Source organism: Nocardiopsis metallicus (genome assembly GCF_014201115.1).
GTDB classification, from domain to species: Bacteria; Actinomycetota; Actinomycetes; order Streptosporangiales; family Streptosporangiaceae; genus Nocardiopsis; species Nocardiopsis metallicus.
In genome coordinates, this window is record NZ_JACHDO010000001.1 from 1,378,128 (window position 1) to 1,394,084 (window position 15,957).

Below are 15,957 nucleotides of genomic sequence, written 5' to 3' on the forward strand. Positions count from 1 at the left end.
CTCTCACTCGGCCCCTCTGACCCGCACCGGTCCGGGCGCGGCGGGCACCCCGACCTTCACGCGGTGGCGCCCGGGGTCGCCGCCGCCCAGCTGGGTGGGGGCGCGGACACCGTGACCGCCGAGGGCGCGGACCGGCGGAGAACGCCGCCGGCGTGTATGGGACCGGCGCGCACGAGAGGTGAGCGGCAGACAAGGAGGGGGCGGTGGCCGGGCGAACCGGTCACCGCCCCCTCCTGTTTCCCATGGCCCGGCCCGGCTCAGAAGGTGATGCTCACGAACTCCGTGTCGGCCGTGTTGCGCACCACCACCGAGGCCACGTCCCGCGGGTCGATGTCGGCGAACCCGCCGGGGCGGCTGCCCTCGGCCTCCGCTTCGGCGGAGACCGTCCAGACGGCGGCGACCTCGGTGCGGCCGTCCTCGGTGAGGATGACCAGCTCGCACTCCTCGCCCTCCGGGATGCCGGTGATGAACGACTGGAGCCGCAGGCCCGCGCCTTCGGGTTCCAGCCGCATGGTGGCGCTCGCCCCGGTGTCCGGGTTCTCCTGCGCCGCGATCACGGTTCCCGCCGCCAGCTGGGTCACCTCCCCCTGCTCCGGTGCGGGCGCCGACGCCCGTCCGACGACGCCCCCGACCCCGGCGAGAACGGCTCCGGCCAGGACCGCGGCCAAGGCCAGGCGCAGTGCGCGTCGGCGGCGGCCGACGGCGCGTTCGGTCCCAGCCCGCTCGACCGTGGCGCGCAGCAGGGCCGCGCCTCCCTCGGGCGGAGGCCCGTCCAACAGGGCTTCGGGGGGCAGTTCCCCCAGGGTGTCGCGGACGGCGTTCAGCTCGCGCAGCTCCGCCCGGCACGGTTCACAGCCCGCGAGGTGGGCCGCCAGGGAGGCGGCCTCTTCCGCGTTCAGCGTGCCCAGGGCGTAGGCGCCCAACGGCTTCGGGTCGTGGTTACCTGCTGCCATCTGGTCACCCCTTCCCTGACGGTGTGCGGCTGCCGAAACGGCGTCTGAGCGCCTGGAGGGCGTGGTGGGATCGTGACTTGACCGTACCCGGCGGTATCCCCAGTGTCTGGGCGGTTTCCGCGACGCTGCGCCTGCGGAAATACACTTCCATCAGGACCGCGCGGTGGTCCTCGGAGAGACTCTCCAGCGCCTCCATCACCACCATCGAGTCCACCACGGAGTCGGCGTGGTCGTCCTGTGTCGGCTCGGCCCCCGCGACCGGGGCCACCTCCGCGGGCCGTGCCTGGAGGGCTCTGACCCGGTCGATGACGATGTTGCGCGCCACGGTCAGCAGCCAGCCGCGGACCGATCCCTTGGAGTTCACCAGCGCGTCGGGGTTGCGCCAGGCCCTGATGAGGGTCTCCTGGACGACGTCCTCGGCCGCGGCCCGGTCACCGGTCAGGCGGGTGGCGTAGGCGATCAGGGCCCTGCCGTGCTCGTTGTAGAGCGAACGGATCAGCGCCTCGTCCTCGGCTTCGCGCCGACGACGCGATCCCCACAACGCCATCCATCCCTCCTCCTTCGACGGTAGGACCCCAAGCTTTGCGGAGCGGGGTTGCGAGCGCAATCCCTCTGGAGGATCGAGGCGAGGTATGTCGGCAGGAGCGGAGTCGGAGGACGGGCGGGGGCCTCTGGACGGGGGAGGGAGTCGGCCCCCGCCCAGAGGCCGCGGGTACGCGCTGTGCGCGGGGTCAGTAGCCGCTGCCGGAGTCGTCATCGTCGCCGTAGCCGCTGTCACTGTCGCCGGTATCGTCGTTGCCGGCGTTACCGCTGTCGGCTCCGCCGCCGGCGATCGCGCCCTCCGGGGTGACCGCGTACCAGACGTCGCCCACCCCGTGGCCGTTGACCTCGCCGGGGGCGTTGTCCTCGGCGTAGCGGTAGAGCGCCCATCCGTTCAGGGTCACCTGGGACAGCCGGTGTTCCCGCTCCACCTCGCCGAACAGGGCGGTGTCGAGGCCCTGGCCGAAGTCGAACTGGGACATGGCCAGCACCGGGGGCCAGATCTCGGCGCATTCGTCGAAGCAGGTCGCCTCGGGCGGGTTGGCGGAGTCCTCCTCGAAGCGGTACAGGGTGAAGCCCTCGTCGTCGACCACGATGTCGCCCAGTTCCGGATCCTGCCGCACCTGGAAGCCCTGCGGGCAGTAGCCCTCGGTCCAGGGCTCGTCCTGGGCCTTGGTGCCCACCGGGCTCGCGGCGTACCAGGCCTCCTGGGCTCCCTCCCCGTTGGTGTCGCCGGGACCGGCGTCGGCCGCGTGGCGGTACAGCGGCCATCCGTCCAGGGTGACCTGCTCGATGCCGTCCTCGCGTTCGAAGCTGTCCAACAACTCGTCGCCGCCGGGGATCGTCATCTCCTGCGCCGCGGCGACCGGGATCCAGTTGTCGGCGCAGTCGCCGTAGCAGGCCGAGGACTCCTCGTCCGGGGAGTCCTCGTCGAAGCGGTACAGGGTGTGACCGGCGGCGTCGGTGACCAGCTCGCCGAGGGTCTCGTGCCCCCGCAGGACCAGGTTCAGCACGCCGTCGGCGATGCCGGTGTCCTCGACCCCGGTGTCTGCGGCAGGCTGCTCCTGCGGAGGGTCCGCGGCATAGGGGTCGGTGGTGGTCGGGGCGGCGTTCCCGCAGCCGGTGAGCAGTGCCAGGCCGAGCGCTCCCGCGGCCAGGGAGTGGAACCTCTTCGCACGCATGCTTCGCGTCCTTCCGTCGTTTCCCGTTCCGGGTTGCGATCAGAATCCGCGGCTGCTGAGTCCCGACCCGAAGTTTCGTTGTCACCCGGTACACGGATGCTCGACGGGTTCGGTTCAGTTTTTCTCAGAGGTTTTTTCAGGAGGGATGTGAGCAGGCACAACGGTTCTCCTCTGCTGTTTCGCGTGGCCCTCGACGGCGCGCGGGTGCGGCAGGAGCTCAGGCGGTCGCAGCGCGGGCGACTACCCGTGGCTGAAGCCACGGGCTCGCGGGTAGGCGCCCACCTGGCAGGTGGAGCCGGCCTCCGCGTCCAGCACCCCTCCTATCGTCACCCAGGAGCAGGGGACCGGTCCCACCCGGAGCGAATCGGGGCCGGGAGCACACCATGCTCGTGTCGGGGGACGACGAGCAGCCGCCGTCCTGACCCGATGGCCCCCGGTCACCGATCCACCCGCAGGGTCAGTTCGCTCAGGCCCGGACCGCTCAGCCCCTTGAGGTCGGCTGCCAGCGCGGCGTGTTCGGTGGCGATGAGTCGCTTGGGGGCGGCGGTCTCTATTTTCGGGTACGGACTGACGGGGACAATTTCCGGGCACTTCGGAAATCTACGACATAAAGGCGGCGGTTCTGTTGGCTCCTCAATGAACCGGAACCGACACGCACGCCAGTTCGGTGTCCTCGTCCGCCGTCAGCTCGCCGGGGGAGTCCTCCGGAACATGCAGGAGGTCGCCGGGGCCCGCCGGGAGGGTGCTCCCGCCGGTGCGTAGGGTCAGCGCACCGGTGATGACCATCCACACCTTCGCGTAACCTGCTGGCAGCGCGGCCCCCTCGCCCCTGCCGAACCTCGCGTAGTAGGCGCTCAGCGGGCCGCCCTCCGCCTTCTCGACGAGCGGACCGACCTGGACGGCGCGGCCGTCCATCCCCGAACAGTGCAGCACCTCAACCAGGGCTGAGGTCAAGGCTTCGGGGCGTCCTCGAGTTTTCCGGCGTCCCGAAGCCGAGAGTGCTCTGGTCCCTTGAGGGGACGGCAGGGGAGAATGTCCCCATGGACTTCTCCGATCTCCTACCGAACACCACAAGCGAGGACGAGGGCGCCAGGGCGGCCCGGATCGCGCTGCTTCCGGTGGGCAGCCTCGAACAGCACGGCCCCCACCTGCCATTGACCACGGACACCGTCGTCGCCTCGGCCCTGGCCCAGAGCCTGGCCGACGCCTACCCCGGCCTGCGGCTCCTGCCCCCGATCACCTTCGGCTGCTCCCACGAACACGAGGCCTGGCCCGGTACGGTCAGCGTCTCGGCGCCCACCCTGCACGCGATGGCCGCCGACATCGCCGAATCCCTGCACCGGGCGGGCACACCGAAGCTGGTCCTGGTCAACGGGCACGGCGGCAACCACGTCCTGGCCAACCTCGTCCAGGCCTCCCGCGGCGACATGGCGCTCTTCCCCGGCCCCCACGACTGGGAGGCCGCCCGCACCGCGGCGAGGATGAGCACCGACAACGACCGCGACATGCACGCCGGGGAACTGGAGACCTCGGTGCTGCTGCACGTGCGCCCCGACCTGGTCCGGCCCGGTTACGAGGAGGCCGACCACATCGCCGACCGTCGCGACCACCTGCTCACCGCCGGACTGTCCCGCTACACCCGATCCGGGGTCGTGGGCCAGCCCTCACGAGCCGCCGCGGCCGAGGGCCGGGACCTGCTGGCGCACCTGGTCGAGGTCTTCGCCGGGTACCTGAACGTGCTCGACCCGCAGCAGGCGCCACACCAGCACCAGCCCGCCGGGAAGAGCGGCGACCAGGGCAAGAAGCCCGTACGCCACTGACACCGTCAGGCCCTGTTCCGCACCCAGCCCGGCCGCGCCGAAGGCCAGCGCCGTCACCGCCTCACGCGGCCCCCAACCGCCCACGTTGGCCGGGACGCCCATCGCCACCAGCGCCAACACCAGCAACGGCAGCAACGCCAGGGTGGCCGCGGTGGTGCCCGCGGCCCGGGCCGCCACCAGGAACAGGGCCAGGTGCCCGGCCAGCGCGGCCAACGACAGCAGTACCACGCCCGGACCGGTGGTGAGCGTGAACAAACCGGCCCGGGTGTCGGCCACCGTCGCCGACAGCGCCCGCCACCAGCGCGAACCTCGTCGCCGCCCGACCACCCAGCCGATGGCGACCACCAACGCCACCACCGCGAACACCGCGACGGAGGCGGCCACCGCGAGCAGCCCCGGGCCCAGCAGAGCGGCGGGCAGAGTGAACAGCCCCGCCGCGCAGACCCCGGCCAGCACCAACTGCCCGGCCATCCGCTCCAGCACCACGGCTCGCACACCCCGGGCCAGGTCACCGGCGTAACGGCCGTGGCTCACCGCCCGGTGCGCGTCACCGAGCACCCCGACGGGCAGCACGGCGTTCAGGAAGACGGCACGGTAGTAGTCGCCCACGGCGCGGAGCCAGGGCAGACACAGCCCCACCCCCCGTGCCACCAGCACCCAACGCGCCGCGCACAGCACGGTCGTGGCCAGCCCGATCCCCAGCGCGGCAGCCACGGAACGACCGTCGACCGCGCCGAACGCGTCGGTGAAGGCCTCCAACGGGTACCACCACAGCAACCAGACCAGGAACGCCACCCCGACCAGCGGACGCAGCAGACCCGAACGCCGCCACCCGGGGCGGGAGTCCTCCGCTCCGGAAGGTCCCTCCCAACGCGATGACCCCGTGCCCGTCATGGGCGCTCCGCGCTCTCCCCGGGTATCACCAGCAGGTCGGTGTGGTGCACTACCACGCCCAGTTCGCCCCGTTCGCACTCACCGAGCCGACGCTCCAGGTAGCCGCCCGCGGCGGCCTCCGGTTCCTGTTCCAGGGCGGCCCCGACCCAGCCCCGCAACCAGGCCGTGGTCAGCGGGACGCGCTCGGGCCCCAGCCGCCAGGGGCTCGGGAAGGTCGAGGTCCGGTAACCCAGCTCCGCGAAGACCTCACCGGCCGCCCCGACCGCGTCCGGCCCCAGCCGGCCGGCGCGCCGCTGGTGTTCGTTGAAGGCCTTCGCGAGCGCGGGATCGTCCGGATCGCTGGGGAAGAGTTCCACCCGGCCCACCACCGACAGCGTGAACAGAGCAGCGCAGCCCGCTTCGGCCACTGCCCCGGCGACGGCCTCCAACTCCTTGCGGGTGAGCAGGTCCAACAGCGCGGAAGCGGTGACCAGGTCGAACCCGGCCAGGTCCGGTGCGGTGATCGAACCCAGGTCCCGCAGGCACATCCGCGCGCTCACCGGGGAACCGTCCGCGGCCCGCGCGGGCATCCGGACCCCCGCCAGCGACAACAGCCCGGGGTCGATGTCGTACAGGACCCACTTCTGCGCCCCGGAAAGTTCGGGCGCCAACCAGCGCCCCTGGGAGCCGGTACCGCAGCCCAGGTCCGCGACCCTGATCGGCCGTGCGGGCGCCCCCGCGCCGCGACCGGCCAGGTACACCCGCAACGGGTCCAGCGGCGCGGTCGCACGGGCGTCGGCGTCGGTCTCCTCGCGCAGGGCCAGCCAGTCCGGCTCGAAAGCCGGAAGCGGGTTGTCGGAAACAGGGCTCAACGCGACTCCTTCCGGTGGAGTACGGCCGCCAGCGGACGGTCGCCTCCCCCAGAGTGCCAGCTCGGCCGCGGTCGGGCGGCCCGAACAGGGAAGCTTTTGCCCGGGTCTGTCTGTGAGGTCCTACCCGTTCCCGTCCGCCCCTACTTGGTCCGGGCCCGGTGGTGCTGACCCGGGTGGTGGGAACTCAGGCCTTCTTGGCCAGGCCCGCGTACTGGGGGATGTCGCGGACGGTGCCGACATCGGCGGGTTCGGGGCGCCAGCGCAAGACCGAGACGGCGCCGGGCTCGACCAGTTCGTAGCCGTCGAAGAACCGGCCGAACTCCGCCACGCTGCGCATGTAGTAGGTCTGGGCGACCTGCTCCTCCCAGATCCGCATGCCCTCGGCGGCGCGCTCGGCGTCCTCGGCCTCCATGTGGGCCATCACACCGTCGCACACGGCGAAGAAACTGCCCGGGGCCAGACGGTCCGCGTAGGCGCGGACCAGGCGGAGGGCTTCCTCGAACTCGAAGTGCCCCATCGTGCCCAGCAGGGTCAGGCCGATCGGCTTGTCGAAGTCCAGGGTTTCCTTGGCGGCTTCGATGACCTTTTCGATATCGCGCAGGTCCGCGTCCACGAACTGGGTCTTCCCTGTGTCCGTGCCCATGAGCAGAGCACGCGCGTGGGTCAGGACCAGGGGGTCGTTGTCGACGTAGACCACGCGGGCCTCGGGATCGAGCGCCTGGGCGACCTCGTGGGTGTTGTCGGCGGTGGGCAGGCCGGTGCCGATGTCGAGGAACTGGGTGAGGCCCTCTTCCCGGACAAGGTGGCTGACCGCGCGGCGCAGGAACAGCCGGTCACCCTGGGCGATCTCCGCCACCAGGGGGAACAGCTCCTTGACCCGGTCGCCCACCTCGCGGTCGACGGGATAGTTGTCCTTGCCGCCGAGCCAGTAGTTCCAGACCCGGGCGGTGTGCGCGACGTTCGTATCGATCTGCGTGTCCGTCATGGGGGCCTCTCACCAGCGGAGGGGATCTGGGGTGATCCGGGGGTTTTCTGCATCCGAAGTCTGCTGTGTCGTGCCCGTGCGCGCAACCCGAAACCCTTCTGCCACAGGGCTTTCGGACACGACACCGGCCCCACCGGCCCCACCGGTCGGGACCGGGTGGGATCGAGTGGGGCACGCTGATCAGGCGGAGAGGGTGCTCCTGTCGTGCCGTGGCTCCGGTTCGGGGGTCTCCTCGACCGTGTCCACGGTGTCGCGTAGCTGGACCCGGGGCAGGAAGAGCACCACCACCAGGCCGACCAGGGCGATACCGGTGGCCACCAGGAAGATGTCACCGGTGGAGGCGCCGTAGGCGCTCTCGACGATCTGGCGCAGGAAGGCGGGCATACCGGCCAGGTCCAGGGTGCCGCCGTCGGCCCCGCCGGCGGGGATGTCCACGCCCGAGGCGGCCACTCCCTCGGTGATGCTGGTGCTCACCCGGCTGGCCAGGATCGCGCCGAGCACCGAGACCCCGATGGTGCCGCCCAGGGAGCGGAAGAACGTGATCGCTCCGCTGGCCGCGCCGAGTTCGCGCAGCGGTACCGAGTTCTGCACGACCAGTACCAGGTTCTGCATGGACAGACCCACGCCCACACCGACCCCGAGCATGCCCAGGGAGACCACGAGCAGTGAGGTGGTCTCGTCGATGGTGGACAGCAGCCCGAATCCCAGGGTCAGGAACACCAGGCCGGTGACGACGTAGGACTTGACCCGGCCCGAGCGCGAGATCATCCAGCCAGAGACGGTCGAGGCGGCCATCATGCCGAGCATCAGCGGGGTGGTGAGCAGTCCCGCGGCGGTGGGGGAGTAGCCGCGGGCCAGCTGGAAGTACTGGCCGAGGAAGACGGCGCCGCCGAACATGGCCATGCCCACCGCGACGCTGGCCACGATGGCGATCATCGGCTCGCGGCGGACCACCAGGTGCAGCGGGATGACCGGCTCGGCGACCCGGTTCTCCACCCGTACGGCCAGGGCGAGCAGGAGGAGGCCGCCTGCGACCATGGCGCCGGACTGCCAGGAGATCCACGCGAAGCTGCCGCCGACGAAGGTCACCCACAGCAGCAGGGTGCTGACCCCGGCGGCGATGAGGGTGGCGCCGAGGTAGTCCACGCGCACGTCGGTGCGGTGTTCCTCGGTCAGGTGCAGGGTGCGCGTGAGTACGACCAGGGCGACGAGCATGAACGGTACGCCGATGAAGAAGCACCAGCGCCAGCCGAGCCAGGAGATGTCGGTCAGGGCGCCGCCGATCAGGGGGCCGCCCACGGTGGCCACGGCCATGATGGCGCCGATGATCCCGTTGAAGCGGCCGCGTTCCTTGGGGCTGACCAGGGCGGCGATGGTGGCCTGGACCAGGACCTGGGAGGCGCCCATGCCCAGCCCTTGCAGGACTCGGAAGGCGATGAGCTGTTCGGTGCTCTGCGCGAACCCGCTGAGCAGGGAGGCGACGATGAACAGGACGATCGAGATCTGGAGCAGGCGTTTCTTGGGGAACAGGTCGGCGAGCTTGCCCCAGATGGGGGTGGAGGCCGTGGACGCCAGCAGCGTCGCGGTGACGACCCAGGTGTACTGGGACTGGGTGCCCTGGAGGGACCCGAGGATCTGGGGCAGCGCGACCGAGACGATCGTGCCGCTGAGCATCGTCACGCCGAGGACGATCATCAGTCCGCTCAGGGAGCGCATGATCGGTGTACGTGCGGTGCCCTGGGACTGCGCAGTGCTCAAGGCTGGCCTCTGGAAAAGTGATTCTGGAGAGTGGGTGCAGGTGGAGGAGGCCTGCTGGGTCGGCAAAAGTGCAGGATAAGAATTTTTGCACTCCATGCAGAGTATCACCCGGGGTGAGACGCGAACCAGGCGCCCGGGGGATGAGAGCGCCCACATCCGGGCCCGGGAATGAGCGGGGCCTACAAGCCGAGCACCTGAGCCATCGTTCGGGCCGCCTCCGGCCACCCGGCCAGCTCCGAACGCCGCAGCCGGGCCGCCTCACGCAGCCGTTCGCGCAGCCCCCGGTCGGTCAGCCAGTCCCGCAGGGCGTGCTCCAGCGCCGCCGCGTCCTCGGGAAGCGCCAACAACCCGGGGACCCGACCGTCCGAGGTTCGCCCCAAGGCCTCGGGGACCCCGCCCACCCGGGCGGCCACCACCGGCACGCCCCGGGCCAGCGCCTCGGTCACGACCATGCCGTAGGTCTCGGCGCGTGAGGCCAGCACCAGGAGGTCGGCGCAGTCGTGGACCTCCGCCAGCGCACCGCCGACCACCGCTCCGGTGAACCGCACCCGGTCCTCGAGTCCCGAGTGCGGGGGAGGGGTGCCCGGCCCCGCGCACACGCACGTCCATGACAGGTCCCGCAGCCCGGACAGGGCTTGGAACAGCAGGTCGTGGCCTTTGCGAGGGGTCAACGAGGCCACACACACCAACCGGGGGACGCTGTCCGCGCGCTCCTCGAAGCCGCTCCCGCGGGCCAGCGGTGCCGGATCCACCCCGGGGCGCACCACCGCCACCCGTTCCAGGCCGTGCTGCTCGGCCAGCCGCCGTGCCGCCCACGCACTGGTGGCCACCACTGTCACCCCACCGCGCAGTAGCGCCCGCTCCCGGGCATTCAGGTCGCGTGCGGTACCCGCTGCCAGCCCGGTCTCGTCGGCCAGCGGCAGGTGCACCAGTACCGCGATGCGCAGCCGCCGCGCGTGCGGGAGCACCGCCTCGGGTACCCCGCAGGCCACCAGCCCGTCCACCAGCACGCGAGAACCGTCGGGCGCCTCGGCCAGCACGGCGGAGAGTTCGGCGACCGCCCCGCGGCCCGGGCGGGGCCAGGCCCCGCCCAGCGCCACCGTCCGGACCGGCCGGCCCAGTTCCCCCAGCGCGGCCGCGACCCGCTGGTCGTAGGTGTGGCCGCCACTGGGCGCCGTCGCCTCGGGGACGACGAAGAGGAGAGCGCTCACAACCCGGGTTGCAGTTCGCGTTCGTAGGAGGCCCAGGCCACGTGGGACTCGTGCAGGGTCACCGTGATCGAGGCCAGTCCGTCGGCGTGCGGGCCCAGCGCGCCCGACGCGATCCGTTCGGCCAGACGGTCGGCGACGACCTTGGCCAGGAACTCGGTCGAGGTGTTCACCCCCGCGAACTCGGGCACCTCGTCCAGGTTGCGGTAGTTGAGCTCGGCCACCACCGCACCCAGCTCCCGGGTGGCCGCGCCGATGTCCACCACGATGTTGTCGGGGTCCAGCTCGGGGCGGCGCAGGGTCGCGTCCACCACGAACGTCGCCCCGTGCAGGGCCTGGGCGGGGCCGAAGACCTCGCCCCGGAAGCTGTGCGCGACCATCAGGTGGTCTCGGACGGTGACACTGAACAACGGGGCTCCAGGGTGTCGGAGGCGGTCAGGACAGCGGGTCAGCTGTCGTAGGTGATCCGGTGACACAGGGCTGGTAGTTCGCCGCTGGCCAGCCTGGGCAGTACCCAGGGCAGGTCCTCGAAGCCGCTCTCACCGGTGAGCAGCGCGTCGAAGGCCGCGTCGCCGAGCAGCCGCAGCGCGAGCTGGAGGCGTTCGGAGTGGTCGTACCGGGAGCGCCTTGCCGGTGAGATCATGCCGACCTGGCTGGCGCGCACGGCCAGCCGGTGGGAGTGGAAGTCCTCGCCCAGCGGCAGGATGACCTGCCGGTCCCCGTACCAGCTCAGTTCCACCACCTCGCCCTCGGTGTGCAGCAGTCGCAGCGAACGCACCAGCCCCGCTTCGGTCGCGCTGGTGTGGAAGACCAGGTCGCGGTCGCCCTCGGCCTCCTCCGGCAGGGCGAAGTCCACGCCCAGACGCCCGGCGACCCCGGCCCGGCTCGGGTCGACGTCCACCAGCTGGACCCGGGAGCCCGGGACCTGGGCGAGCAGGCGCGCCACGCAGCAGCCCACCATGCCCGCGCCGACCACCGCCACGCGGTCGCCCACCAGCGGGGCCGCGTCCCACAGGGCGTTCACGGCCGTCTCCACGGTTCCGGCCAGGACCGCCCGGGCCGCGGGGACGGTGTCGGGCACCACGGAGACCGCGGTGGCGGGCACCGCGAACCGGGTCTGGTGCGGGTAGAGCGTGAACACCGTCCGCCCCAGCAGCTGCTCGGGCCCCTCCTCCACTACCCCCACGTTCAGGTAGCCGTACTTGAGCGGGCCGGGGAAGTCCCCTTCCTGGAAGGGCGCCCGCATCACGCCGTACTGGTTGGGCGGCACCCCGCCGCCGAAGACCAGCGTCTCGGTGCCCCGGCTGATCCCCGAGTACAGGGTGCGCACCATCACCTCGCCGGGGCCCGGGGAGGGGAGTTCGACCTCGCGCACCTCGCCCACTCCGGGGGAGCTCACCCAGAACGCCCGTGCCGTCCGCGTCATCCCTCACCTCTCCTCGGCGGCGCTGGTCCGAGGGGAGCGCGCCCGCCACAGTCCCATCACGTCACGTCCGAACGACCACACCAGGGCGGCCAGCGCCAGCGCCACCGCGGCCGTGCTCACCGGCTCCGGAAGCACCCCCGAGGCGACCACCGTCAACACGATCCCCTGCGCGGCGGCCACGGCCTTGCGGGCCAGGCTCGGCGGCAGGGGCCCCCGCAACCACGGTGTCAGCCATGCGGCGGCTCCGAACAGGTACCGCATCGCCCCGATCAGCAGCACCCAAGGCCCCAGGGCCCCGGACACGTACACGCTCAGCACCAGGATCAGGAAGGCGTCCGCCTCCATGTCGAAGCGCGCCCCGAAGTCCGACTCGGTGCGGGTGCCGCGGGCCACCAGTCCGTCCACCCAGTCCAGGACCAGGGCCACCGCGGTCACCGACACCACAGGCAGGGGCGGTGCTCCGTCGGCGACCAGCGCCGTCACCACGCCGATCAGGCCGACCCGGACCAGGGTCACCAGGTCCGCCGGACCCAGCGGCCAGCGATCGTAGCGGCGCACGGCCACTGTCAGCAGCACCGCCACGAGCAGGACGTACAACAGCCCGGCGGCCCACCCCGGGGGGCCCAACCAGGGACCCGGGTCACTCACTCGCCCGCCTCAGCGCTGCCGGGGTCGGGCAGACGGTTCCCTGTCCCGGAACCCCCGTGTGCTCCGGAACCGCTCCGGGGCTGGGGAGCCCGCGTGGCGCCGGGTGCCTCGGCGGACGGCCCGCCGCCGTTCAGGTGTGGCAGGTCGTGGCCCAGGCGGTCGCGCTTGGCGGTCAGGTAGCGGGTGTTGTCCGCGTGCGCGGCCACCAGCAGCGGCACCCGGGCGGCGACCTTGATCCCGTGCTCCTCCAGGGCCCGCACCTTGGCCGGGTTGTTGGACAGCAGCCGCACCGAACGCACCCCCCGGTGGCGCAGCACCCGCGCGGCCGGGCCGTAGTCGCGCACGTCCACCGGTAGCCCCAGCGCGGTGGCCGAGTCCACGGTGTCCAGCCCCCGCTCGTCCTGGAGCAGCTGGGTGCGCACCTTGTTCACGAGCCCGATGCCGCGCCCCTCGTGGCCGCGCAGGTAGACCAGCATCCCGCGGCCCTCGGCCAGGATCGCGTCCAGGGCGGCGCGGAGCTGGTCGCCGCATTCACAGCGCAGTGCTCCGAAGACGTCCCCGGTCACGCACTCCGAGTGCACCCGCACCAGGACGTCCTCGCCGTCCCCGATCTCGCCCAGGACCAGGGCCAGGTGCTCGTGGCCGTCGACCGGGTCCCGGAAGGCCACACAGCGAAACGTCGCACGGCGCAGCACGAGATCGGACTCGGCTACGCCGGTGTGCTTCAGCCCGGTGCCGTTCGCGTCGCTCGGTCCGGCACCGTCCAGGTCGATGCCGTCCGGTTCGGGGCCCGCCGGCCCGCTGCCGTCCGGTTCGGGGCCCGCCGGCCCGCTGCCGTTCGGTCCGGAGCCCTCCGGAGAATGCTCTGACATCTGCCACTCCTCCACCGCCGTTGGCGGCACGTACAGGTGCCTGCCCCGTACACCGCCCGAGTACACGGGTCGTGTGGGCGCACCGCGCTCGTGTGTTCAGTCGGGCAGGTCCACCTGGATCTCTCCGCCCAGGGCGAAGCCGCCCTCCAACTTCAGGGAGTCCCCGCTCCAGAACCGGCCCGGGTCGTAGTAGCCGGGGCGCCTCCCGCGGGCCAGCAACCCCATCTCCTCGTAGGTCAGCGCTATCACCTCCGCGCAGTAGGCGGTCTCCAGCTGGCGTTCGCGCGCCTTGCGGTGGAAGGGCATGCGGCCCAGCGCCCAGCGGCCAGCGAGTTGGGCGGTGGAGGGGAAGGGGGTGCCGTTCAGCCGGGCCACCATCCGCAGCGCGTCGTCCTCCATCTGGCGGGTGGCCAACGGGTCCAGCTGGCGCAGCCAGCCCTTCTGGCCGTAGCGGCGGCCCCACACCAGGACGGCGTCGCGCAGGTCGTGCAGCTGGACCCCGCGCTGGTGGGTGCCGGTCCACATGTCCACCAGGGACCTGCCCAGCTCGGCGTGCCACATCAGTGGAGGCAGGTCGTCGACCACGATGGACATGCCCACGTGGTTGACCGGGCTGTTGGTGGTGAGCTGGATGGCCCGGTCGGGCACGCTCGTGCCGCGGAACACCCACACGTCACCGGTTCTGGTCAGGTTCACCGCTTCGTCTAGGGACATGCTCGTCTCTGCCACAGGCGTTAGCCTAAATGCATGAAGTGGTGGAAAGCCGTGGGAGTGGCCGCTTTCGTGGGTGTGGCGGCCACCGGAGTGGCCCTCGCGCGGGCCGAACGACAACGCCGCGCCTACACCCCCGAGCAGGTCAGGGACCGGTTGCACGCCAGGGTCGCCGAGGTCGGCCAGGCCGGGGACGAGTCGGCTGCGGCCGGGGAACCGGAGGTCCAAGACCTGGGGGGCGGTGCCGCGCGAGCGATGGCGCGCCGGGTGCGCGCGGGAGCGGCCAAGGTCAGGGCGCTGCCGCCGGTGGCCACAATCGGCCGCGTGCTGCGCCGGGCTCGCGGGGACCGGGCCGGGGATCGCTAACATGTGCGCTTCGTGCGCATCCCCGCTTCCCCCGAGGTCCCTCCTTGTCCCACTTGCCCCGCGTCCTCCTACTGGTCGTGCTCGCCCTGCTGCTCACCTCCTGCACCTTCCCGGGCGCCAGGGACCGCATCACCGAGTACGACACCCGTGCCGTGGTACACGCCGACGGCACCGTGGACGTCACCGAGACCATCACCTACGACTTCGGCCGCGACCCCAGCCCCGGCCTGCTGCGTGAGATCCCGCTGAGCCAGCGCGTCGGCCTCATGCGCCACCGCGTCTGGGAGATCAGCGACGTCGAGGTCACCAGCCCCTCCGGCGCTCCGGCCGGCATCGAGAAACAGGACGAGTGGCGCCGCGTCCTCACCCTGGAGATCGGCGACACCGGCGCCCCCGTCACCGGGGCGCAGACCTACGAGATCTCCTACACCGTCCACGGCGCCCTCAACGACGAGGGTGACGGCCCCCAGCTGCACTGGGACTTCGTCGGTGACGAGTGGGGGGTGCCGGTCAACGGCGTGACCGTCCGGGTGGAGGCCCCCTCGGTGGTCGGGGCCGAGTGCTTCTACGAGGAGAGCTACCGCGACCAGGACGGCGACACCGAGTACTGGGACGAGGAGTGCGACCAGAGCGGGCACGACGGTGCCGCGGCCGGCTTCGGCCACCCGCGGCTGGACTCGGGCGCGCCCCTGAGCGGAGTGGTGTACCTGGAGGAGGGGACGGTCGAGTTCACCGAACCCGAACACGCCCTGGCTCCTCTGCCGCGCTGGATCACCCTGGCCGGTGCGCTCTCCCTGCCCGTGGTCCTGGTCGCTGCCTTCTTCCTGGACAGGCACGTCACCAGGTGGCGGGAGAAGCGCCGGTTCCGGATCCGGCAGGGGTTCGGTGAGGAACTGCCCGACCTGCCGCCAGCCGTCGCGGGATTCCTCTTCCACAAGAAGCGGCTGCGCGCCGAACACGCCCTGGCCCTGCTGGTCAGCCTGGAGGAGAAGGGGCACCTGGCCTCGGTGCCCAAGGAGAACGGCAAGGGCGGGGACTGGTTGTTCGTCAAGCAGGACTCCAACGTCGCGCTCACCCCGGCCGAACGGTCCCTGCGGCGGGGGATGTTCGGGCTCAACAGCGAGATCGACCTGACCTGGCTGGGCCGGTCCATGAGCAAGACCCGGATCAAGTGGATCGAGTACGCCCTGCTGCGCGAAGCGGGACAGCACGGGCTGGTCGTCAGACCCTGGCTCTGGTACCCGGCCGTGCTCGGGTGCGGGCTCGTACTGATCGCCGCGATCTGTACCGGTGTGATCGTCAACGCGCTCACCCCGCTCGACCTGGCCGGTCTGGAGATGTTCAGCGCGGCGGTACTGCCGACGGCGCTCATCGCCCTGTTCCTGCCCAACCAGCGCACCCCCTACGGGGACCACGTCCGCGACCTGCTCGCCGAAGGGCGCAAGAACCCCCGCGAGCTGGAGCCGGTCATGGCCATCGCCCTGGGGCTGCCGGACGAGACGGTGCGGGCCCTCAACGCCAAGGTGCCCAACCTGAGCCCCTATCTGCGTGACCACGGGTACCGGCGGGGTTGGAACCGTACGGTCAACGACCGCATCCGCAGTTCCAGGAGGACCAGCAGCGGCAGCGGCAGTGGCGGCGGCCGGGTCTCGGGCCGGGGCGGCGGCGGTGGCGGCGGAGGCCGCCGTTGACCTGGGCCGGGCGTACCGGACGAGGGGCCGGCCGCCGGAGCGGGCACGATCGG

At 71.8% G+C, this 15,957-nt stretch carries 16 protein-coding genes and 1 pseudogene; 3 read left to right on the forward strand and 14 right to left on the reverse strand.

What is annotated here, in order from left to right:
- Window positions 1-257: 257 nt before the first annotated feature.
- From HNR07_RS05745 to HNR07_RS05760, 4 genes are all read right to left on the reverse strand, one after another.
- A complete protein-coding gene (locus HNR07_RS05745) occupies window positions 258-953 on the reverse strand; it encodes an anti-sigma factor family protein (RefSeq protein ID WP_184362850.1) in 696 nt (231 codons plus the stop codon).
- A 4-nt stretch (window positions 954-957) separates the two neighbouring features.
- Window positions 958-1,500, reverse strand: a complete 543-nt coding sequence (locus HNR07_RS05750; RefSeq protein ID WP_184362853.1) for a sigma-70 family RNA polymerase sigma factor — start codon at window positions 1,498-1,500, stop codon at window positions 958-960.
- Window positions 1,501-1,684: 184 nt separating this feature from the next.
- Entirely contained in the window at window positions 1,685-2,674 is a 990-nt protein-coding gene (locus HNR07_RS05755; RefSeq protein WP_184362856.1) for a hypothetical protein, read from the reverse strand.
- A gap of 633 nt (window positions 2,675-3,307) precedes the next feature.
- Window positions 3,308-3,628 carry a cupin gene (locus tag HNR07_RS05760; RefSeq protein ID WP_246420132.1) on the reverse strand — a complete coding sequence of 107 codons (321 nt, stop codon included), beginning with the start codon at window positions 3,626-3,628 and terminating at the stop codon, window positions 3,308-3,310.
- A gap of 86 nt (window positions 3,629-3,714) precedes the next feature.
- Here HNR07_RS05760 and HNR07_RS05765 point away from each other — a divergent pair, with 86 nt between their 5' ends.
- Complete coding sequence (locus HNR07_RS05765; RefSeq protein ID WP_184362859.1) at window positions 3,715-4,494, forward strand: creatininase family protein; 780 nt, start codon at window positions 3,715-3,717, stop codon at window positions 4,492-4,494.
- 15 nt (window positions 4,495-4,509) lie between these two features.
- Here the strand turns inward: HNR07_RS05765 and HNR07_RS05770 are convergent.
- The 10 genes and pseudogenes from HNR07_RS05770 to HNR07_RS05815 all read right to left on the reverse strand — a co-directional run.
- Window positions 4,510-5,388, reverse strand: a pseudogene (locus HNR07_RS05770) (lysylphosphatidylglycerol synthase transmembrane domain-containing protein); the annotation flags it as partial.
- On the reverse strand, window positions 5,385-6,239 hold the full coding sequence (locus HNR07_RS05775; RefSeq protein ID WP_184362862.1) for a class I SAM-dependent methyltransferase: 855 nt from the start codon (window positions 6,237-6,239) through the stop codon (window positions 5,385-5,387). The gene HNR07_RS05775 and the pseudogene HNR07_RS05770, both read right to left, overlap by 4 nt.
- A gap of 184 nt (window positions 6,240-6,423) precedes the next feature.
- Window positions 6,424-7,224, reverse strand: a complete 801-nt coding sequence (locus tag HNR07_RS05780) for an SAM-dependent methyltransferase (RefSeq protein ID WP_184362865.1) — start codon at window positions 7,222-7,224, stop codon at window positions 6,424-6,426.
- 180 nt (window positions 7,225-7,404) lie between these two features.
- The gene (locus tag HNR07_RS05785) at window positions 7,405-8,940 is read right to left on the reverse strand and encodes an MFS transporter (protein ID WP_184371551.1); all 1,536 of its coding nucleotides are present in this window, start codon (window positions 8,938-8,940) and stop codon (window positions 7,405-7,407) included.
- 221 nt (window positions 8,941-9,161) lie between these two features.
- The gene (locus HNR07_RS05790; RefSeq protein WP_184362868.1) at window positions 9,162-10,193 is read right to left on the reverse strand and encodes a glycosyltransferase family 4 protein; all 1,032 of its coding nucleotides are present in this window, start codon (window positions 10,191-10,193) and stop codon (window positions 9,162-9,164) included.
- Window positions 10,190-10,600 carry a 6-pyruvoyl trahydropterin synthase family protein gene (locus HNR07_RS05795; RefSeq protein WP_184362870.1) on the reverse strand — a complete coding sequence of 137 codons (411 nt, stop codon included), beginning with the start codon at window positions 10,598-10,600 and terminating at the stop codon, window positions 10,190-10,192. The genes HNR07_RS05790 and HNR07_RS05795 overlap by 4 nt, the downstream gene beginning before the upstream one ends.
- A 38-nt stretch (window positions 10,601-10,638) precedes the next feature.
- The gene (locus HNR07_RS05800) at window positions 10,639-11,616 is read right to left on the reverse strand and encodes a zinc-dependent alcohol dehydrogenase (RefSeq protein WP_184362874.1); all 978 of its coding nucleotides are present in this window, start codon (window positions 11,614-11,616) and stop codon (window positions 10,639-10,641) included.
- Window positions 11,617-11,619: 3 nt separating this feature from the next.
- Window positions 11,620-12,264: a CDP-alcohol phosphatidyltransferase family protein gene (locus tag HNR07_RS05805; protein WP_184362877.1), complete on the reverse strand. Its 645-nt coding sequence runs from the start codon at window positions 12,262-12,264 to the stop codon at window positions 11,620-11,622.
- Window positions 12,261-12,992 carry a GTP cyclohydrolase II gene (locus HNR07_RS05810; protein ID WP_184371554.1) on the reverse strand — a complete coding sequence of 244 codons (732 nt, stop codon included), beginning with the start codon at window positions 12,990-12,992 and terminating at the stop codon, window positions 12,261-12,263. Before HNR07_RS05810 ends, HNR07_RS05805 begins: the two co-directional genes overlap by 4 nt.
- A 240-nt stretch (window positions 12,993-13,232) precedes the next feature.
- Window positions 13,233-13,850, reverse strand: coding sequence for a hypothetical protein (locus tag HNR07_RS05815; protein WP_184371556.1), 618 nt, complete (start codon window positions 13,848-13,850; stop codon window positions 13,233-13,235).
- Window positions 13,851-13,883: 33 nt separating this feature from the next.
- Here HNR07_RS05815 and HNR07_RS05820 point away from each other — a divergent pair, with 33 nt between their 5' ends.
- A complete protein-coding gene (locus tag HNR07_RS05820; RefSeq protein ID WP_221318727.1) occupies window positions 13,884-14,213 on the forward strand; it encodes a hypothetical protein in 330 nt (109 codons plus the stop codon).
- Window positions 14,214-14,257: 44 nt separating this feature from the next.
- Window positions 14,258-15,904: a DUF2207 domain-containing protein gene (locus tag HNR07_RS05825; RefSeq protein ID WP_184362880.1), complete on the forward strand. Its 1,647-nt coding sequence runs from the start codon at window positions 14,258-14,260 to the stop codon at window positions 15,902-15,904.
- Window positions 15,905-15,957 lie beyond the last annotated feature (53 nt).